General features: G+C 44.7%; 19 protein-coding genes. 13 read left to right on the forward strand and 6 right to left on the reverse strand.

Annotated elements, in window-relative coordinates; all coding sequences use genetic code 11:
* Positions 1 to 413: 413 nt before the first annotated feature.
* The 8 genes from BBC0122_RS00005 (at position 414) to BBC0122_RS00035 (ending at position 9054) form a co-directional block, all read left to right on the forward strand.
* Entirely contained in the window at positions 414 to 1235 is an 822-nt protein-coding gene (locus BBC0122_RS00005; RefSeq protein ID WP_077994356.1) for a pyruvate, water dikinase regulatory protein, read from the forward strand.
* A 21-nt stretch (positions 1236 to 1256) separates the two neighbouring features.
* Positions 1257 to 1853: a Maf family nucleotide pyrophosphatase gene (locus BBC0122_RS00010; protein ID WP_077990206.1), complete on the forward strand. Its 597-nt coding sequence runs from the start codon at positions 1257 to 1259 to the stop codon at positions 1851 to 1853.
* A 1-nt stretch (position 1854) separates the two neighbouring features.
* Positions 1855 to 2712 (forward strand): shikimate dehydrogenase, encoded by an 858-nt coding sequence (locus BBC0122_RS00015; RefSeq protein WP_077990208.1) that lies wholly within the window; start codon positions 1855 to 1857, stop codon positions 2710 to 2712.
* Positions 2713 to 3300, forward strand: a complete 588-nt coding sequence (gene coaE, locus BBC0122_RS00020) for a dephospho-CoA kinase (RefSeq protein ID WP_077990209.1) — start codon at positions 2713 to 2715, stop codon at positions 3298 to 3300. It begins immediately after the preceding gene.
* A 340-nt stretch (positions 3301 to 3640) separates the two neighbouring features.
* Positions 3641 to 4342: a DNA polymerase III subunit epsilon gene (gene dnaQ / locus BBC0122_RS00025; protein WP_077990210.1), complete on the forward strand. Its 702-nt coding sequence runs from the start codon at positions 3641 to 3643 to the stop codon at positions 4340 to 4342.
* Between the two features lie 643 nt (positions 4343 to 4985).
* Positions 4986 to 7934: a DNA polymerase I gene (polA, locus tag BBC0122_RS00030; RefSeq protein WP_077990212.1), complete on the forward strand. Its 2949-nt coding sequence runs from the start codon at positions 4986 to 4988 to the stop codon at positions 7932 to 7934.
* 121 nt (positions 7935 to 8055) lie between these two features.
* Positions 8056 to 8208, forward strand: a complete 153-nt coding sequence (locus BBC0122_RS12930; RefSeq protein WP_188318054.1) for a hypothetical protein — start codon at positions 8056 to 8058, stop codon at positions 8206 to 8208.
* Between the two features lie 267 nt (positions 8209 to 8475).
* Entirely contained in the window at positions 8476 to 9054 is a 579-nt protein-coding gene (locus BBC0122_RS00035) for a hypothetical protein (protein WP_077990214.1), read from the forward strand.
* Between the two features lie 49 nt (positions 9055 to 9103).
* Here the strand turns inward: BBC0122_RS00035 and BBC0122_RS00040 are convergent, their stop codons facing one another.
* Positions 9104 to 9301 carry a YgaP family membrane protein gene (locus BBC0122_RS00040; protein WP_077990215.1) on the reverse strand — a complete coding sequence of 66 codons (198 nt, stop codon included), beginning with the start codon at positions 9299 to 9301 and terminating at the stop codon, positions 9104 to 9106.
* A gap of 261 nt (positions 9302 to 9562) precedes the next feature.
* On the reverse strand, positions 9563 to 10783 hold the full coding sequence (locus BBC0122_RS00045; protein ID WP_077990216.1) for an argininosuccinate synthase: 1221 nt from the start codon (positions 10781 to 10783) through the stop codon (positions 9563 to 9565).
* Positions 10784 to 10967: 184 nt separating this feature from the next.
* Here BBC0122_RS00045 and BBC0122_RS00050 point away from each other — a divergent pair, with 184 nt between their 5' ends.
* Together BBC0122_RS00050 and BBC0122_RS00055 are read left to right on the forward strand one after the other, a co-directional pair.
* A complete protein-coding gene (locus BBC0122_RS00050) occupies positions 10968 to 11609 on the forward strand; it encodes a LysE family translocator (protein ID WP_077994358.1) in 642 nt (213 codons plus the stop codon).
* Between the two features lie 174 nt (positions 11610 to 11783).
* On the forward strand, positions 11784 to 12470 hold the full coding sequence (locus BBC0122_RS00055; protein WP_077990217.1) for a fumarylacetoacetate hydrolase family protein: 687 nt from the start codon (positions 11784 to 11786) through the stop codon (positions 12468 to 12470).
* A 567-nt stretch (positions 12471 to 13037) separates the two neighbouring features.
* Here the strand turns inward: BBC0122_RS00055 and BBC0122_RS00060 are convergent.
* Entirely contained in the window at positions 13038 to 13619 is a 582-nt protein-coding gene (locus BBC0122_RS00060) for an SH3 domain-containing protein (protein ID WP_225868126.1), read from the reverse strand.
* A 148-nt stretch (positions 13620 to 13767) separates the two neighbouring features.
* Here BBC0122_RS00060 and BBC0122_RS00065 point away from each other — a divergent pair, with 148 nt between their 5' ends.
* Complete coding sequence (locus BBC0122_RS00065; protein WP_077990218.1) at positions 13768 to 14775, forward strand: 2-hydroxyacid dehydrogenase; 1008 nt, start codon at positions 13768 to 13770, stop codon at positions 14773 to 14775.
* Positions 14776 to 15228: 453 nt separating this feature from the next.
* Here the strand turns inward: BBC0122_RS00065 and BBC0122_RS00070 are convergent, their stop codons facing one another.
* Entirely contained in the window at positions 15229 to 16101 is an 873-nt protein-coding gene (locus BBC0122_RS00070) for a 3-hydroxybutyryl-CoA dehydrogenase (protein WP_077990220.1), read from the reverse strand.
* Positions 16102 to 16116: 15 nt separating this feature from the next.
* Positions 16117 to 16677 (reverse strand): cob(I)yrinic acid a,c-diamide adenosyltransferase, encoded by a 561-nt coding sequence (locus tag BBC0122_RS00075; protein ID WP_077990221.1) that lies wholly within the window; start codon positions 16675 to 16677, stop codon positions 16117 to 16119.
* A gap of 221 nt (positions 16678 to 16898) precedes the next feature.
* On the opposite strand from BBC0122_RS00075, the gene BBC0122_RS00080 reads away from it, so the two are divergent.
* A complete protein-coding gene (locus tag BBC0122_RS00080) occupies positions 16899 to 17846 on the forward strand; it encodes a YihY/virulence factor BrkB family protein (protein WP_077990222.1) in 948 nt (315 codons plus the stop codon).
* Entirely contained in the window at positions 17824 to 18309 is a 486-nt protein-coding gene (locus BBC0122_RS00085; RefSeq protein ID WP_225868127.1) for a YaiI/YqxD family protein, read from the forward strand. Before BBC0122_RS00080 ends, BBC0122_RS00085 begins: the two co-directional genes overlap by 23 nt.
* 70 nt (positions 18310 to 18379) lie before the next feature.
* Here BBC0122_RS00085 and BBC0122_RS00090 read toward each other — a convergent pair whose 3' ends face one another.
* Positions 18380 to 19084 (reverse strand): TlpA disulfide reductase family protein, encoded by a 705-nt coding sequence (locus tag BBC0122_RS00090; RefSeq protein WP_077990224.1) that lies wholly within the window; start codon positions 19082 to 19084, stop codon positions 18380 to 18382.
* Positions 19085 to 19086 lie beyond the last annotated feature (2 nt).

Below are 19086 nucleotides of genomic sequence, written 5' to 3' on the forward strand. Positions count from 1 at the left end.
GGCTTATGTTGGCTTTTCCATAAGTGGGTTTCAATAAAGAAATTATTTTGAATCTGGGATTCTGATTCTTAGAGTCTGTGTTTTCTGTTAATTATTTATTAACCTTATTTTATCCACAGATTTGGCGGAATTTTAAAAAATTACAAAGCGGCTTTTTTAGAGCCTCTCTATTTAACCGATAAATTGCAAAATGATATATAAAATCAAGCAGGTTCTTTGTTTTACGATTGGTTATAAAGGGTGCTATAAATTTTTAACGAAACAGGGTTTTTCCCATAATCCAAAAGCGTGAATTTGAATTTCCCACAATGCATTGGCTTGTGTATAACATCATGGAGTTATCCTCACATTTTTTTGGTGTGCACAAAATGCTTGTTTCTTTGCACATCTTTCAACAAGGGCCTGTGAATCCTGTGACAAAAGAAAAATTGGACTTTCATTTATATATGATTTCTGATGCGACCGGAGAGACTCTCCTGTCGGCAGGTCGTGCTGTGGCCTCGCAATATGTAGAAGCGCGTGCAATCGAACATGTTTATCCGCTTATTCGTAACGAAGCCCAATTGCAGGAAGTGATCGGCCAGATCAACCGGAACCCCGGAATTGTGCTTTATACAATAGTGGATGAAAAAATAGCGCATTTATTACATTCGGCATGTGATAAAATGGGTGTGCCTTCGGTTTCTGTTCTTGATCCGGTTTTTCAGGCATTTCATTCCTTTTTAAGGCTGCCGGCAAACCGGCGTGCCAGTGCCCAACACCAACTTGATGCAGATTATTTCAAGCGCATCGAGGCACTCGATTACACAATGGATCATGATGACGGCCAATTGCCGGATGGCTTACAAAATGCCGATGTGATTCTCGTCGGAATTTCGCGAACATCAAAAACGCCGACAAGTATCTATCTTGCCAATCGTGGTATAAAAACAGCCAATGTTCCACTGGTGCCGGGTGTTGAACCACCCAATCAGCTCTTTTTGTCAAAAAAACCGTTAATTGTCGGTCTTATTGCTTCTGCCGACCGGATAAGTCAGGTGCGGCAAAGTCGCAATATCGGTGGAGGTCTCACCACTGAAAGCTATATCGACAGGGCAAGCATCGCGCAGGAACTCAATAATGCAAAACAGATTTGCATGCGCAACAATTGGCCTATTATCGATGTTTCACGCCGTTCTATCGAGGAAACGGCAACTGCAATTCTCGAACTTTACCTGCGCGATCATCAGATCTGAATATTGATAAAAAGAAAAATTATGCAACATAAACCGCTCATTCTCGCATCTTTAAGCCCGTTCCGAAAATCGATTCTGGAAAATGCCGGTCTCGAATTCGGTGTTGAAGGAGCAAAAATAGATGAACGTGAACTGGAAAAAGCTTTGGGTAAAATCACGCCTCAAGAGCTTGCCAAAGAATTGGCAATAAAAAAGGCTGAAGATGTTTCCGGCCGGTTTCCCGATTCGCTTGTTATCGGATGCGATCAAACACTCGATCTTGAAGGAAAAGCACTCCACAAAGTGTCAAATCTTGAGGGCGTGCGGCAGCGTCTCGTCGCTTTATCGGGAAAAACACATTATCTTCATAGCGGTATCGCTTTGGCAAAAGCCGGTAAAGCCGATTGGGTCGGGCTTTCGACTGCAAAAATGACAGTCCGTTCATTATCGCCGGAATTTATAGATTATTATATCGATAAAGCAGGAGAAAATGTTCAATCAAGTGTCGGTGCCTATCAGGTTGAAGGCTTGGGTATCCAGCTATTTGACAAAATAGAAGGAGATTATTTTACCATTATCGGTTTACCTCTCTTATTATTGTTGCAGAAATTACGCGAGACAGGAATCATCATTCGATAAGATGACACATATAACGACAGAAATTCCCCATGCTTTTGTAACCGGCTATCCGGTCGGGCATTCCCTTTCACCGCAAATTCATCGCTTTTGGCTCAAAAAATATAAGTTGGCCGGAACTTATGATGCGGTCGAGGTAACACCGGAAAATTTTGAAACATTTATCAATTCGCTGCAAAAAAAAGGTTTTTGCGGCGGCAATGTTACGCTGCCCCATAAGGAAGAAGCCTTCCGCCTTGCCGAAAAAAAAGACGAGGCCGCTTTAAGGATAGGTGCTGCCAATACATTATGGTTCGAGAATAACATACTTTGTGCGAGCAATACCGATGGCTATGGCTTTGAAGCCAATCTTGACGATTTTGCCCCCGGTTGGGGTGGAAATGTGGCACTTGTCATTGGCGCCGGAGGGGCGGCGCGGGCAGTTATCTATACACTCGAACAACGCGGTTTTGACAATATTTATCTTGTAAACCGGACGAGATCACGTGCCGAAAAGCTTGCCGGTTATTTTGGCAATCAGGTAAAAGCACGCAATTGGAGCCAAATAGATGATCTCGTTCCTCTGGCGGATTTAATCGTCAATACGACATCTTTGGGGATGACAAATAACCTTATCGAAAAAGATAGCAAACCGTTTATCCATCTCGATCAGGCAAAGCCGTCTGTTCTGGTGACAGATATTGTTTATACTCCTTTGATGACACCAATTCTATTGGAAGCCAAAGCCAAGAACCTCAATTATGTTGATGGAATCGGAATGTTGCTTCATCAGGCTGTACCGGGGTTTGAACGTTGGTTTGGAATGAGACCTGTTGTGGACAATGAATTACGACAAGAAATTCTGGGTAAAATGGGCGAATAAATGATTATCCTTGGGCTTACAGGTTCTATAGGCATGGGAAAAACGACAACGGCCGGCTTTTTCGAGGAAGCCGGTGTTCCTGTTTATAATGCCGACAAGGCTGTTCATGAACTTTACGAAAGTAAAGAGGTTATCGAAAATTTAAGCCGTATTTTCCCCGATTGTCTGACTGATGGCCGGATAGACCGGTCAAAATTATCAAAAGCAATTGTCAAAGATCCGTCAAAGCTTGCCGTTTTGGAAAAGTTCATTCACCCTCTGGTACGCAAAAAAGAAAAGGATTTTGTCAAAAAGCACCGCAATCAGGGTGCCCCGCTTGTGGTTCTCGATATTCCTTTATTATTTGAAACGGGGCCGGAAGGACGGGTTGACAAAATAGCGGTTGTTTCGGCTCCGCTTGCAATCCAGCGGCAACGTGTGCTTGCCCGCAGCGGCTGGGATGATGAAAAACTCGACCGCATCTTGTCTCGTCAAATAACCGATGAAGAAAAGCGAAGGCGTGCCGATTTTGTTATTGATACCGGCAAGAGTCTCGATGATGCCAGACAACAGGTAAAACATCTGATTGCCCGCTTGACCGGCAAGTAAACTGCCCGTCGATAAAAAATAAGGGTATTTTCGGGTGACAATTTTTGTAAAATTGAAATGACGACTTAATCGCAGATTTTGGCGATGTTATATCCGGATTATCCATAGTTTCTTTCAGAGATAGGATGTAGGAATCATCAAAACGTTTTTGCGTCGATTATTTTTGATTTTCACCCTTCCGGTGAGGTGAGCGAATATAGTCAACGGAAAGACGATTTGTTGTTTATTGCCTCTTCAAGACGCAAGAAAGATAGGAAATAATCCATTATGAAGGTGCAATTCGTGCAAAAACAGCAATGCAAGTCAAGGCAGGTTAAAGAGTAGGTGAGAGCAGGTTTTTATGAGAGAAATTATTTTTGATACTGAAACAACAGGCCTTCACAAAGAAACAGACCGTATTGTCGAAATCGGCTGTGTGGAGATGGTTGATCGCTATCTCACTGATAAAACTTTTCATGTCTATCTCAATCCTCAGGGTGTGATTATTCCTGACGAGGTTGTGGCAGTCCATGGTCTTACCAATGAGCGCCTCAAGGACGAGCCGAAATTTGAAGAAATAGCCGATGATTTTCTTTCCTTTATCGAAGGCGCGACACTGATTGCCCATAATGCGAATTTCGACCTCGGTTTTTTGAATGCCGAATTGGGGCGTATTCATAAACCTCTTATCAGTGTTGATCGTATTATTGATACATTGGCGATGGCACGACGGAAATTTCCGATGGGGCCAAATTCTCTGGATGCTTTGTGTAAACGCTTCGGTATTGATAATTCACGCCGGACGCTACATGGTGCTTTGCTCGACTCTGAAATTCTCGCCGACGTTTATATCGAACTTATTGGCGGCAAACAGGGTGCTCTGGGATTTGACGGTGGAAAAGCTGACAGCCAATCAAACGAAAACGAAGATCAGAGTAAAATTGTTCTGAAAACTCGCCCTCAGCCATTGCCAAGCCGTTTGAGCGAAGAAGATAAAGCCGCCCATGACGCTTTGCTTGCAAAAATCGGCGAAAAAGCCATGTGGAGCCACATTAAAAATTGAAGTGTCGGCAAAAGCCGAATAACGGCAAAATCCGAAATATCCTGACGCGGGGATTGGTTTTTGTGAAATCTTCAAAAAAATGAAATCAATTTCCGACAGAACCGATTTGAAATTTATAAAAACCGGCTAACACCTTTGAAACTCTGCTAAAAAGGGAATTTACAATCGAGCGGCGCGTGCTCTAACGATTGATTTATAGATGTTCTTGCAATCGACTTTATTGCAGTTGAATCTGTTCGATCTTGTTAAAACCTGTTTTCAGGCGGTCTTTTGATAAAAATAGGCCGGTTTATAAAAATAGACCGTTGTGGAGAGGGGGAAACCACAACGGCCTTTTTTACTGCACTTCAATCAACAGTCCGGAGAGGGAAAGTAGACTGTTGCATCCGGTAAACGGCGGGGGACAAAGCCGGACAACCGGACATATCGACGCAGTGTCGATAGGTCATATAAAAGAATTTAAAAATGGCTTTTCAAGGGCAACTATATTAACATTTTGTAACAAATGCGTGAAAAGAACCTATAAGGACCTGACGATAAATTTTGCGCGCTCCACATTTTCTATCGTTTGCCGATGGGCTTTTTTGGTTCAATATGCTTTTAGACTATAAAATGTTTTCAAAATTCGATGTCAGGATTGACGATGCACAAAAATGATCACCTTTTTCTCGTTGACGGTTCAAGCTATATTTTTCGCGCCTATCACGCTTTGCCGCCATTAACACGGAAAAAAGACGGTTTGCCTGTTGGTGCACTGGCGGGTTTTTGCAATATGCTCTGGAAATTGCTGTGTGATGCGCGTGATACAGCAGTTGGCGTTGTGCCGACGCATTTTGCTGTCATTTTTGACTATTCATCGGAAACGTTCCGTAAAAAGATATATCCCGAATATAAAGCAAACCGCCCTACTCCACCTGAAGATCTTATTCCCCAATTCAGCCTTATCAGGCAGGCTACCCGCGCTTTCAATCTACCCTGCATTGAAAAAGAAGGTTATGAGGCGGACGATATTATCGCGACTTATGCTTCGGCGGCTACCCGAAGTGGTGCAAAAACGACAATCATTTCTTCCGACAAGGATCTCATGCAACTCGTCAATCAACAGGTCGGGATGTATGACGGCATGAAAGACCGCCCGATCGGCATTAAAGAAGTTATTGAAAAATGGGGCGTTCCGCCTGAAAAGATGATTGATTTGCAATCTCTTACCGGCGATTCGACCGATAATGTTCCAGGTGTTCCGGGTATTGGCCCGAAAACAGCAGCCCAGCTTCTTGATGAATTTGGTGATCTTGATACGCTGTTGGCTCATGCCGGAGACATCAAACAACAAAAACGTCGTGAAAATATCATTGAATTTGCCGATCAGGCAAGATTGGCACGTCAACTTGTAACATTGAAAACCGATGTTCCGCTTGAAATCGGTCTTGATGGGCTTCTGTTGGAGCCAACCGACGGGCCGCGCCTTATCGGCTTTTTGAAAGCAATGGAATTCAATTCTTTGACGCGCCGTGTTGCAGAAGCGACCAATTGTGATGCAGCTTTGATCGAGCCGGTCAATCTTGATGTCGAATGGGGCAAGAGTGCCCACGGTCCTGATCTTGAGTCGGGTTCGGATGTCGGCGGAGCGCCGGAAGCGAGTGGCAATCTTGAGCAAGAACAAAAAAGCGGCTCTGACGGTGCACAGGAAAACACCCCGCAGCTTCTTGCAGAAAAACGTAAAAAAGAAGCACTCACAGAAAAAATAGATACCACCGCTTATCACACCATAACGGACGAAGCCGAACTGAAACAGTGGCTTGATCGGGCTTTGGAACAGGGGTTCTTTGCATTCGATACCGAAACGACTTCACTTGATCCGATGCAAGCGGAACTTGTCGGCTTTTCTATAGGTCTTAATGCCGGTGAAGCGGCCTATGTGCCACTTAACCATGTCGATGGTAGCAATGATTTACTGGGCGGCGGACGCCTGAAGGGACAAATTGATACACAAAAAGCCGTCGCTTTATTGAAACCGGTATTGGAAAATCCTGCAATATTAAAAATTGCGCAAAATATGAAATATGATTGGCTGGTAATGCGACAATATCAGGTCACAATCCGGTCTTTCGACGATACGATGTTGCTTTCCTATGTTCTGGATGCCGGAACTTTGACCCACGGGATGGACGCACTTTCAGAGCGCTGGTTGGGACATAAGCCGATTACTTTCAAAGAGGTTGCCGGAAGTGGAAAAACGGCAACGGGTTTTGCAGCCGTCGATTTGAAACGGGCAACACAATATGCGGCCGAAGATGCCGATGTTACGTTGCGACTTTGGCGGGTTTTAAAACCGCAAATTGTCGCGCGCGGTGTTACCCGTGTTTATGAACGTCTGGAGCGGCCATTGGTGACCGTTCTTGCGCGCATGGAAGAACGTGGTGTTCTGGTTGATCGGCAATTATTGTCGCGACTATCCGGCGAGCTTGCCCAGTCGGCGGCCGCTTTGGAAGATGAAATCTATCAACTTGCCGGAGAAAAGTTCAATATCGGTTCGCCCAAACAATTGGGTGAAATATTGTTCGGAAAAATGGGTTTGCCCGGCGGCTCGAAAACCAAAACCGGTCAATGGTCAACATCGGCTCAGGTTCTTGAAGATCTGGCAGCAGAGGGGCATGAATTACCCCGCAAGATTGTTGATTGGCGCCAGCTAACAAAATTGAAATCGACTTATACGGATGCTCTTCCGAATTATATTTTACCCGATACGGGGCGCGTTCATACGAATTATTCAATGGCTGCAACGTCGACCGGAAGGCTTGCCTCGTCAGATCCGAATTTGCAAAATATTCCGGTTCGCACCACAGAGGGAAGAAAAATTCGTGCCGCTTTTATCGCCGGTCCCGGTAATTTGCTATTGTCGGCCGATTACAGCCAGATTGAATTGCGTGTTCTTGCCCATGTCGCCGATATTAAAGCACTGAAGAAAGCGTTTGCAGATGGCCTTGATATTCATGCAATGACGGCATCGGAAATGTTCGGTGTGCCGATCGAGGGTATGCCACCGGAGGTTCGCCGTCGCGCCAAGGCGATCAATTTCGGGATTATCTATGGCATTTCTGCCTTCGGTCTTGCCAATCAATTGTCGATTCCGCGCGAGGAAGCAGCCCAATATATCCGCACCTATTTTGAACGTTTCCCCGGTATCAAGGACTATATGGAAAAAACCAAAGCCTATGCGCATGAACATGGTTTTGTCGAAACAATTTTCGGGCGTCGTATCCATTATCCGGAAATCAATTCAAAAAATGCGCAAATGCGTGCATTTAACGAGCGAGCGGCAATTAATGCACCAATTCAGGGGGCTGCTGCCGATATTATCCGTCGCGCCATGATAAAAATGGATGACGCGTTGAAGGAAGCCGGCTTATCGGCAAAAATGTTGTTGCAGGTTCATGATGAACTGATTTTCGAGTTGCCTGAAAACGAGGTTGAAAAAACCACCGCTCTCGTAAAAGACGTGATGGAAAATGCCACTATGCCGGCATTGTCTCTCACTGTGCCGCTTAAAGTTGATGCACGGGCAGCAAAAAATTGGGATGAAGCCCATTAAAATGAGCCATATTGAAAGTGTTATTCCGGTTATTCTGAATTGAATACCGGGTAATACTGCCCTTGAAATAGAAAATAGTGCTCCATATTGCTCCCTATTACTTTGAACAGGGAGCAATTTGATGAACCGGAATTTCCTTTTTCTTATTATCGGCATTCTTATCGTTGTTGTTGCAGGCTTGGGTTATAAGACTTACCAACAGAAACAACAGCAAAAACCATCCGGCGTCGAATTGACAATCGATAAAAATGGCGTTTCGGTCGATCGTCACTAGTGTTCAGATAAAACAATATTTAAAGAATAATAACAGCTAAAGGCGACGTGTTTTTCAATCGGCATTCATCTTATAATTGCATTGTGGCTCACGTCCCGTTCAAATTGAGATATAATCCCGATCGGGGTATATATAGCCCGGTTCGGGTAACGATACTATTCTCCGTAAAGAGAAGTAGGGTCTTTTAAAAAAGTTTTTTAAAAGGCGGAATTATTCTCGGAAGTTTTGTAATTACTAGAACAGCAATTTCAGAAAGAAGTAATAGAAATGTTAAGTTACATTTTTTCTATTAAAGGTTTTATTCTTTCACTGGATGGACTTCTGCTTTCGTTTCTGTTTGGTGCTGTGCTCGCCTATTTTACCAATATCAGTCTGAAGACGCTTTATCGCATTCCTTATATGTTTATACTTGCCTTTGCGTTTTTGGGCTATGTTTTATTAACTTATGCAATCAATTTGCTAGTGTTCAGATTAATTGGCACATTGCCACTGGCATTTCTGGTTTTGCTTGCAGCTATCCCGCCATTTCTGTTTGGTTATATCGCCATGTACCTTTCTGTTTCCCGTGCGCGGGACGGATTCGGTAAAAAAGGCGCTGCCTGGCTCCTGGTCATACCACTTCTCAATCTCGGCTTATTCATTGTCACGTTAGATGATGATCCGGAAGACCGCGACGAAAAGCCGATAAACCGGAACCCGATTGAAACACCGGCTTTTATGAATGGTGCAACCGGTATCATCGCCGCAACAATTATTTTCGTATTGAGTTTTACTGGCGGAATGATGTTAGTGACTTATCCGAGCATCATCCAAATTCCCGAATTACTATTCATGGGAACCCGCTAACGGACTGAAGTTTTTGGGTCAATGTACACCAAAGCGGCGAATCGTTTTATCAGTGTTTCAAAGGGCAGCTTGATAGGCCGAATATTTTATAAAGCGGGCAAAAACCGATAATTGCAGTGATAAGCGGAATAAGGCCGATCAAACCAAACCAGCGCGCGCCACTATCAAGAATGAAAATAAGAGAAAGCAGAACAACACCGATAATAATACGGATAATGCGATCAACGCTACCAAGATTTTGTTTCATCCAAGGAGCCTTTCCAATTTATTTCTCTTTTGGATTTAGTCCTGCATAAGGGAAAAAACAATCCTTTAGCCGGCAATTCGGGGTCTTTCACCTTGGCACATGGGACGAAAAGCACCTGATGATCGGTATTTTTTGTTGTTTTTGAGAAATCTTTTAACGACGTAACTTGCTAAATTCGGGCCGGATTTAGAGATGACAAAAGACAATAAAAAGCTCCGGAAGATTCATTCCGGAGCTTTTGTAAAATATGGATAAAAATGCTTATTTACGGTCGCGCGCAGCAAGGGTGCGAAGGCGCAGAGCATTCAATTTGATGAAGCCTGCAGCATCTTTCTGGTCATAGGCGCCGTGGTCGTCTTCAAATGTAACGAGTGAACTCGAATAAAGCGATTTGTCACTCTTGCGGCCTTCAATAATGACATTGCCCTTATAGAGTTTCAGCTTGACTTCCCCTTCAACATTTTCCTGCGACAGATCTATTGCAGCCTGCAACATTTTGCGTTCGGGAGAAAACCAGAAGCCGTTGTAAATCAACTCGGCATAACGCGGCATCAACTCGTCTTTCAGATGAGCGGCACCGCGATCAAGCGTGATCGATTCAATTGCGCGGTGGGCTGCAAGCAGGATTGTACCGCCCGGCGTTTCATAGACACCGCGTGATTTCATACCGACAAAGCGGTTTTCAACCAGATCAACACGGCCGATACCGTTATCGTGACCATATTTATTGAGTTCGGTCAGCAAAGTTGCCGGCGACATTTGTTTGCCATTGATTGAAACGGCGTCGCCATTCTTGAAGCCGATGGTGATAATTGTCGGTTTATCAGGTGCGGTTTCAGGCGAGACAGTGCGTAAATGCACATATTCGGGAGCGGGAAGTGACGGGTCTTCCAACACTTTACCTTCTGAAGACGAGTGCAGCAAATTCGCGTCAACCGAAAATGGTGCTTCACCCTGTTTATCTTTTGTCACAGGAATCTGGTGTTTTTGTGCAAAATCCAGAAGCTCTGTACGGCTCTTGAAATTCCAGTCCCGCCATGGCGCAATGATCTTTATATCAGGGTTCAAAGCATAAGCCGATAATTCAAAACGAACCTGATCGTTGCCCTTACCTGTCGCACCATGAGCAATCGCATCGGCACCGGTTTTTTCGGCAATTTCAATCAGATGTTTTGAAATGAGCGGGCGTGCAATTGATGTTCCAAGAAGGTAGACACCTTCATAAACCGCATTGGCGCGAAACATCGGAAATACGAAATCGCGAACAAATTCTTCGCGCAAATCTTCCATAAAAATCTGTTTGGCACCGAGCATTTCGGCTTTGCGGCGTGCCGGCTCAAGCTCTTCACCCTGCCCCAGATCGGCTGTGAAGGTGATAACTTCAGCACCGAGTTCGGTTTGCAACCATTTCAATATGATTGAAGTATCAAGGCCGCCTGAATAGGCCAGTACAACTTTTTTAACGTCTTTCCACTTTTCCATTTTTTCTGTCCGATAATTAATGGCCCCAATTGATTGACCCGAATGAATTGATATGAGCTGTTTTATCAGGAGATAGCAACCATGCAAGCAATCAAAAATTTTTTCTTACATAAAACTTATAAAAACAGATTGAAATGGTTTGATAAAACAATAAGACAAAGATGATTAACGAGAGATCATGACCATGTCTTTCTTGCCTGATGCCCATGTGTTTTTTGAATTTGCCGGTGCAGCAATCATTTTGACGCTCATTCCTGGTCCCGATATGGCACTTTTTGTCGGCCGTGCCATATCGCAGGGAAAAGCGGCAGGCCTTGCTTGCATTGCCGGTTGTACAACCGGCATTATCATTCAGGTTTTTGCGGTCTCTGTCGGCCTATCGGCGTTGATAATAGCCTCGCCAATGGCATTTTTTATCCTCAAAGTGGCCGGTTCCGTCTATCTCTTATGGCTTGCGCTACAAGCGCTTTTGAACCGGTCGAATTTTTTGGTCGACGGAAAAAAGCAGAAGAAGCTCAGTGTGAGACGGAATTACCTTACGGGTCTTGCGATCAATTTGTTAAATCCGAAAGTGCTTCTTTTCAATTTGACCTTTTTGCCGCAATTTGTTGATGCGCTCGACCCGCATGCGCCCGGAAAGATATTTTTTCTCGGAGCTTCTTTCATTCCGATCTCTCTTCCCTTCACGGTTTCGATGGTATTGGCTGCCGACAAATTTGCCAAAGCCTTAAAAGAAAACCCGCATTTTGTAAGAATACTTGATTTTTTAATGGCCGGAATTTTTACAGCCTTTGCTGTCCGACTGATCGTGACCGAAGTTAAATAAATATCGGCTTCATCCCGTCGGGAAAAATGGCTATAAATTTGAAAATTGCAAAAATGTGTATTCGGAAAAACGGTTAAAAACTTTATAAAGTTCGATTTTTCATAAAAGCCGGTCATCCGGCTTTTCCGGTCTTGAAAGTTTCCGAAAGTTTCTTTCAAACGAGAGGATAAAGAAATGAGTGATTTCATATTTACTCCCCCTGCAATTGTCAGTATCCCGATCAAAGGGAGCAGTAAAGTTTTTCCGGTTCACAGAATTTATTGCGTTGTTCGCAATTATGCAAATCATGCGATAGAAATGGGGCATGACCCGTCAAAGGAAGCGCCGTTTTTTTTCCAGAAAAATCCGGATAATCTGGTATTTGACGGTGTTTTCCCCTATCCGCCGAAAAGTCATGATGTTGAACATGAGATAGAGCTTGTTGTTGCTCTTCAAAAAGGTGGACAAAATCTGACGACGAAAGAGGCAGACGATTGCGTATTCGGTTTTGCTGTCGGCCTTGATATGACGCGACGTGATTTGCAGGCCGAACTTAAAAAAGCGGGGCGCTCATGGGAAACCGCAAAGGCTTTTGAACATTCGGCTCCCTGTTCCCATTTGATTGAAAAATCACAAACCAAAAACATGAACGAAGGTTCGATAACCCTTTCGGTGAACGGTAAAGGTCGCCAGTCGGGCAATCTGAACGAGATGATCTGGAAAATTCCTGAAATGATCGCCTATTTGTCGCAATTATTCGTGTTGCAGGCGGGAGATATTATCATGACGGGAACGCCGGCGGGCGTGGGGCCGGTGCAAAAAGGCGATGAATTGGTAGGCCATATTGATGGACTGGATGATCTGGTGGTGAAGGTTGTCTGAGGTGATAAGGTTTTAACACGCACATCGCCACACGCACATCCCAAAAAGTGTGAAACGGTTTTTGGACGAGATGTGCGTGCGCTTAAAAGCCACATCCCAAAAAGTGTGAAACGGTTTTTGGATAAGATGTGCGTGCACTTTAAAAGCCACATCCCAAAAAGTGTGAAACGGTTTTTGGACAAGATGTGCGTGCACTTAAAAGTCACATCCCAAAAAGTGTGAAACGGTTTTTGGACAAGATGTGCGTGCACTTTAAAGCAACATCCCGAAAAGTGTGAAACGGTTTTTGGACAAGATGTGCGTGCACTTAAAAGCGACATCCCAAAAAGTGTGAAACGGTTTTTGGATAAGATGTGCGTGCACTTTAAAAGCGACATCCCGAAAAGTGTGAAACGGTTTTTGGATAAGATGTGCGTGCACTTTAAAAGCGACATCCCAAAAAGTGTGAAACGGTTTTTGGACAAGATGTGCGTAAATTTTTTCCCGAAACCACTTGAAAGCCTATCAATTTCTCCACAGGGAAAACCGGTGAAAGCAATTGCAATTCCGGTTATGTGGGTAAACTTGTCAATCTTTGACTTTTTCGCCAGGGTAAGCACCCCAAAGTTGATCCTGAGCCACATAGCCACGCGTATGGTTTATGTTGAGCTCGCACCATTTCCCGTCGCATTTATGAATAGTGCCAATGACACCGGGTTCAAGTTCGGCAGCAAGCGGTGCGTTTTCACTCGGTTCCTGACGCATGGGGGCAAGTTTGGATTTATCTTTTTGCCAAGGCGTTATCATGGCTGTGCGATGACCCGATAAAAGGGACTGGTAGACCCAACCTTCATCACCATCCGAGTCGCGAATTTTCCGCCATTGATCGTATTCCTGCGTGATTTCCACAGGCAATCCTTGTTTTTGATAAGAAAATACAACCGTATAATTGCGTCCGGGACCAACACGCACATTGACCCGTGCCGGTTTGATAGAAACAAAACGCGGCAATGGTAAACCGCTAGGCCCCACATTGGCCGGAGTTTCCTGAGCGGTTTCTTCCTGTGCACAGCTTACAGCGGAAAGAGATAATGTAGAAAAGACCGTCAACGCGGAATAGACGAGCATTTTCGCGATGGTTGAAAAACGGAACTTGTCGAAACTGTCCACTGTGCATGCCTTTCTTCTCATATGTTCTTTGATTTCTTTTCTGCTATAACAGATCAGACTCAAGACAGTCTGATGATCCTATGCCACATCGGTGGTTAAAGAGGTCTCAACATTCGGGCAAAACACTGGAAATATTTCGAGGATTTCTATGCAGGGGAAAAAATTACCATTGGTCATTTTGACACGCAAACTTCCGGATCAGGTTGAAAAGCGTATGTGCGAGCTTTTTGATACAGAAGTCGTCAAACAGGATCGGCCAATGTCTCGACAAGAGCTGGTTGCTGCGGTCAAACGCGCGGATGTTCTGGTTCCGACCATTTCTGATGTTATTGACAAGGACCTTATCGATCAGGCAGGAAATAATCTTAAAATGATTGCCAATTTTGGCAACGGTGTTGATAATATCGACATTAATGCGGCGACCGGCCGCGGCATTCTCGTAACCAACACCCCGAATGTTCAAACAGAAGATACAGCCGATATGGCAATGGCGCTTATACTGGCAGTGCCACGTCGCCTTGTCGAGGGAGCCAATGTGCTGAGTGAAAACGGTGTTTGGCCGGGTTGGTCTCCGGACTGGATGTTGGGACGACGTATCTACGGAAAAAAGCTCGGCATTATTGGTCTCGGTCGTATAGGCACAGCGGTTGCCCGCCGCGCGAAAGCGTTCGGTCTTTCGATCCACTATCATAATCGCTCCCGCGTGAGCGAAAAAATCGAAGAACAGCTTGAAGCGACCTATTGGGCCGATCTCGATGACATGTTGAAAACAATGGATATTGTTTCGATCAATTGCCCGCTTACCGAAATGACCTATCATCTCCTTTCGGAAGAAAGGCTCGCTTCAATGCAAGATACTGCCTATATCGTCAACACAGCCCGTGGCGAAATTATTGATGAAAATGCACTTGCGCGCCAGATTGAAAGTGGCAAACTTGCAGGGGCAGGACTTGATGTATTTGAAAAAGAACCGGCCTTCAGTCCGGCTTTGGCAAAATTGGCGCATCTGGGCAAAGTTGTGCTTTTACCGCACATGGCGTCTGCAACAGTTGAAAGCCGGATCAATATGGGTGAAAAAGTTATCATCAATATCAAAGCTTTTATCGATCATCACCGTCCGCCTGATCGTATCATACCCGAAAAATTCCGTAGCTGATTCTTTCACGGAAATTCTTTGGCCTTTGTCAAAAGCGGTGTCGATAGCTGTTTACAGCGCTCCAATAGCGCCGTTCTGAATGAGGAAACCGATTTCTGTCGGGCAATTTTACGTGCTTACATTATTGGCGGTAATCCGTTTTTTAGATGTCGGCTTTTTTGCCGTTCATTTGAAATTGTCCATCGATAAAGTTTTGCATAAAAATATCTTCAAGCAGAAGAAAAAAGAGGAAAGCGAAGCTAACAGGCGACCTTTCAAATTATTCTTGCGGCTTTTCATCGCCTAACAGACCAAGACTTTAACCGCGAACCAATAACGATCGGCACGGACTGTTTTTTGAAGCCGGATGATGGACTTATGAATTTCACACCCGCAGGGGTTCAAATTTCAAAGCCAGTTTGTTGCCATTTTTCTTCTTCAGAGCATTTTTAGCCGGAAAGTTCCGGAAAAAGCTCAACGTGTGGGAATAGGCGTTTTACCGCTATAGTCATAAAAACCGCGGCCGCTTTTGCGCCCCAACCAGCCGGCTTCGACATATTTTATCAATAACGGGCAAGGGCGATATTTCGTGTCGGACAATCCCTGATGCAAAACATGCATAATAGCAAGGCAGACATCAAGTCCGATAAAATCGGCAAGTTCCAATGGCCCCATCGGATGATTTGCACCGAGTTTCAAAGCTGTATCAATAGCATTGACATCCCCCACGCCCTCATAAAGAGCGTAAATTGCCTCGTTAATCATCGGCACCAAGACACGATTGACGATAAAGGCCGGAAAGTCTTCAGTAACGGTAAAAGTTTTTCCGATTGAAGTGACAAAATCGCAGATTGTCGAGTAGGTCTCTTCGCTTGTTGCAATGCCGCGCACCACTTCAACAAGCTTCATTTGTGGCACCGGATTCATAAAATGCGTGCCAATGAATTTTTCCGGACGGTTTGTGGTTGCAGCAAGACGGGTGATGGAAATGGTAGAGGTATTGGTCGCAAGGATTGTTGAAGGTGAAAGGTTCTCGCACAATCCGATAAAAATATCCCGCTTTATATTTTCATCTTCGCTTGCTGCTTCAATGATAAGATCGGCCCCCTTCAATTCATCCAGAGTCAGTCGGGTTGAAAGCCTTTTGATCGTATCAAGGCGGCTTTGCTCATTCATTTTTCCGGCTTTGACCAGATGGGCAAGATTGAATTTTATGGTAGAAATTGCTTTTTCAACCTGTTCGGCAGAAATATCGTAAAGAAGAACCTCGAAACCGGCAGTCGCAACAGTTTGGGCAATTCCTCCACCCATTTGCCCTGCTCCGACAATAGCGACCGTCTTTATCATGCGCGTGCTCCTCCTCTAGCGATTCTTTCCCGGTACCCATAATACATCATTTTTGCCACAATCATTAGCATAACGGGCAGCGACAAACAGAAAATCCGAAAGCCGGTTGATATAGCCTAGAACATCTTTATTGACATTTTCTTGCTCGCTTAACGCGACAATGATGCGTTCGGCACGTCTTGCAACAGTTCGGGCAAGGTGTAGATAGGCTGATGCTTTGGATCCGCCGGGCAGAACAAAAGATTTCAAGGGCGAGAGTTTTTCATTCAATCTGTCGATTTCATTCTCGAGCCGTTTTGTCTGGGTAGAAAGAACGCGTAAATCGCCTTTATTTTCGCTTTGTTCAGGGGTTGCAAGATCAGCTCCAAGATCGAAAAGATCATTTTGTATTTCTTCGAGCATTTTGTCGAGATCGCTTACCGTTTCAAGACGGGCAAGCCCTATTGTTGCATTGGTTTCATCTATCGAACCATAAGCGTCAACGCGTAAATCGGCTTTCGAGCGTCTGGGACCATTAACAAGACCGGTTGTACCATCATCACCGGTACGCGTATAGATTTTATTGATTTTGACCATTTTTTAAGTTCCTTGAGAAGCCATTTTCTATTTGAAAATATAGATAGCTTTTGTTGCCCCAATGTCCATGAAACTTATGTGACGTTATCAAATGACGGGAAAACATTGAAATGCTCATTGTAATGCTTGTATAGATTGCGTTCTCAATTAAAATAATTTTATACGGTAGTCTGTGCGTTTTGCCCGTTAGGTGCGGGTTCATTAACGGGAAAGACATTGATTTGACGCTGAGACCCTTACGCTTTTGTTGGCGCATTTTATATAACGCTGTCAGCCACTATTTCCGTGATTCTGGCAGCGCTTTTGCCAGTCATATAGCTTTGTCCGGTTTGATGGCGCTGTTTCCTTTTCTGATTTTTGCAACATCGCTTGCAAGTTTTATCGGGGCACGTGCCTATACCCAGCAAAGCGTGAATGCGCTTTTGAAAATGTTGCCGGATGCTATCGCCGGCCCGATTGTCAAGGAAGTCGTCAATGTCATGACTATTCAGCGCGGTGGTCTGTTGACAATATCGGTCATCGGGACAGCCTATTTTGCCTCAAATGGTGTGGAAGCATTGCGAACAGCGCTCAATCGTGCCTATCGCGTGGTTGATAGACGCAGTCTCTTTTTCTGCCGGTTTCAAAGTCTGTTTTTTGTGATTGTCGGCACGATCGGCCTGATGGTTATCAGTTTTCTTCTGGTTCTGGCACCGCTTGTCATCAATATCCTTCAACATGATTATCCGGTGATTGCCCAATATGTCGGCACAATCCGCATCTGGCGTTATGCCATTGCGGTGGTTGTTTTGTTGATTAGCCTGCTGATTGCCCATAAATGGCTTCCTGCAGGAAAGCGGAAACTGGCCGATATTTTGCCCGGAATTGGTGTAACCATGGTGGTGTGGGTTGTGGCTTCCATGCTATTTGCACAATATCTGGCAACGTTTGCCAATTATGTTTCCACTTATGCAGGGCTTGCCTCGATCATGGTGGCAATCATCTTTCTTTATATGCTGAGTGCCATTTTTATTCTCGGCGGAGAAATCAACGCAGCCATTATGTTTTATCGCAACCGCCAGCAACAGCCTGGCCAATTGGTGCGTGCGATAGAACAGAACAAGGAAAAAGAAGAAGGGCTAAAACAGCAAAACAATGACGGACAAAATGATCATAAAGTTGTTTCTTGATGGCGATGCCTGTCCCGTCAAAACGGAAGCCTATCGTGTAGCCGAACGTTATTATATCAAGACTTTTATCGTCTCGAACAGCTTCATGAGGATACCGAATGAGGATTTTCTCGAAGCTGTTATTGTAGATCAAGGGTTGAACAAGGCAGACGACTGGATTGCAGAAAAGGCCGATGAGGCCAGTATTGTTGTTACCAATGATGTGCCATTGGCCGATCGTGTGGTCAAAAAGGGTGGAGTGGCTATTTCCCCCTCCGGTCGGCTTTTTGATGCGGCCACAATAGGCGCGGCATTGGCCACCCGTAATCTCTTTGAAAATCTGCGGGAAAGTGGCGTCGTAACCGGTGGCCCGCGCCCGTTTTCCAGCCGTGACCGCTCGGCATTTCTTGGCGCGCTTGATTTGGCTGTGCAACGCAAAAAACGTCAAGGTTTTGAGCCTGATTTTACCAAAAACCGCCATTGACCGGTTTTCAACCGGCAATTTCATATACTGATTATTGTGTTCGGTGCTGTTTTGGATGGAAAACCGGTAATCAGTCTTTTTTATCGGCTTCCATTGCCGCTTTCATCAGTTTTTCCGAATCGGCATTGCTCCAGGGTGCCGAACCGTTATAAGAGCCGAGCAAACACCCATTTTTATCGATCAACATGGTAATGGGAAGTCCCACAGCCAAACCCTGTTTGCGCACTTCATTAAAAACATCCATGGATTGGTCACGATAGAAAACAATATTGTCGGCTTTTATGTTTTTCAAAAAGTCTTTCACTTTTTCGTCGCTTGCTGTTTTATCAATATTGATGGCCATGACATCGAATGAATCATTGTGAATGGAACGTTTGAGATTGGCAAGTTCAGGCATTTCGGTGCGGCAGGGTACACACCAGCTTGCCCAGAGGTTGACAAGTAGGGTTTTGCCGGAAAATTCTGCCAATGTGTGATCTTTACCGGCTTCATCTTTGAAGGCGAGTTTGCGCGCATCATAAGGTTCGTCTGCAAAACGCATATTTTTGAAAAAACCGTTTGCCGATTGTTTAATCATATCAATTTTTCCGGCATTTCCGGTGCAGGGGGAAGCGGCTTCGGCATGGGCAACAGAAATCAGCGAAGGAAAAGAGTAAACTTGGTTGTCAGACCCCATCATTATCGCGTATATGCTCAGGGCACCAAGTGTAGTTTTGGCAATGATTTTCCCGAATGTTCCGGAAAATTTTGCTTTTTCTAGAATTCTTGCAACCATTT

This window comes from Ditibartonella choladocola, from assembly GCF_002007565.1.
In the GTDB taxonomy this organism is placed as follows: Bacteria; Pseudomonadota; Alphaproteobacteria; order Rhizobiales; family Rhizobiaceae; genus Bartonella; species Bartonella choladocola.

What these genes read in the sequence shown, in the direction of transcription:
- BBC0122_RS00040 (WP_077990215.1), bottom strand. Translation starts at nt 9,301, where the DNA reads ATGAAACAAAATCTTGGTAGCGTTGATCGCATTATCCGTATTATTATC.
- BBC0122_RS00075 (WP_077990221.1), bottom strand. Translation starts at nt 16,677, where the DNA reads ATGGTCAAAATCAATAAAATCTATACGCGTACCGGTGATGATGGTACA.
- coaE (WP_077990209.1), top strand. Translation starts at nt 2,713, where the DNA reads ATGATTATCCTTGGGCTTACAGGTTCTATAGGCATGGGAAAAACGACA.
- BBC0122_RS00090 (WP_077990224.1), bottom strand. Translation starts at nt 19,084, where the DNA reads ATGGTTGCAAGAATTCTAGAAAAAGCAAAATTTTCCGGAACATTCGGG.
- BBC0122_RS00010 (WP_077990206.1), top strand. Translation starts at nt 1,257, where the DNA reads ATGCAACATAAACCGCTCATTCTCGCATCTTTAAGCCCGTTCCGAAAA.
- BBC0122_RS00015 (WP_077990208.1), top strand. Translation starts at nt 1,855, where the DNA reads ATGACACATATAACGACAGAAATTCCCCATGCTTTTGTAACCGGCTAT.
- BBC0122_RS00085 (WP_225868127.1), top strand. Translation starts at nt 17,824, where the DNA reads ATGATCATAAAGTTGTTTCTTGATGGCGATGCCTGTCCCGTCAAAACG.
- BBC0122_RS00065 (WP_077990218.1), top strand. Translation starts at nt 13,768, where the DNA reads ATGCAGGGGAAAAAATTACCATTGGTCATTTTGACACGCAAACTTCCG.
- BBC0122_RS12930 (WP_188318054.1), top strand. Translation starts at nt 8,056, where the DNA reads ATGAACCGGAATTTCCTTTTTCTTATTATCGGCATTCTTATCGTTGTT.
- BBC0122_RS00050 (WP_077994358.1), top strand. Translation starts at nt 10,968, where the DNA reads ATGTCTTTCTTGCCTGATGCCCATGTGTTTTTTGAATTTGCCGGTGCA.
- BBC0122_RS00070 (WP_077990220.1), bottom strand. Translation starts at nt 16,101, where the DNA reads ATGATAAAGACGGTCGCTATTGTCGGAGCAGGGCAAATGGGTGGAGGA.
- polA (WP_077990212.1), top strand. Translation starts at nt 4,986, where the DNA reads ATGCACAAAAATGATCACCTTTTTCTCGTTGACGGTTCAAGCTATATT.
- BBC0122_RS00035 (WP_077990214.1), top strand. Translation starts at nt 8,476, where the DNA reads ATGTTAAGTTACATTTTTTCTATTAAAGGTTTTATTCTTTCACTGGAT.
- dnaQ (WP_077990210.1), top strand. Translation starts at nt 3,641, where the DNA reads ATGAGAGAAATTATTTTTGATACTGAAACAACAGGCCTTCACAAAGAA.
- BBC0122_RS00055 (WP_077990217.1), top strand. Translation starts at nt 11,784, where the DNA reads ATGAGTGATTTCATATTTACTCCCCCTGCAATTGTCAGTATCCCGATC.
- BBC0122_RS00045 (WP_077990216.1), bottom strand. Translation starts at nt 10,783, where the DNA reads ATGGAAAAGTGGAAAGACGTTAAAAAAGTTGTACTGGCCTATTCAGGC.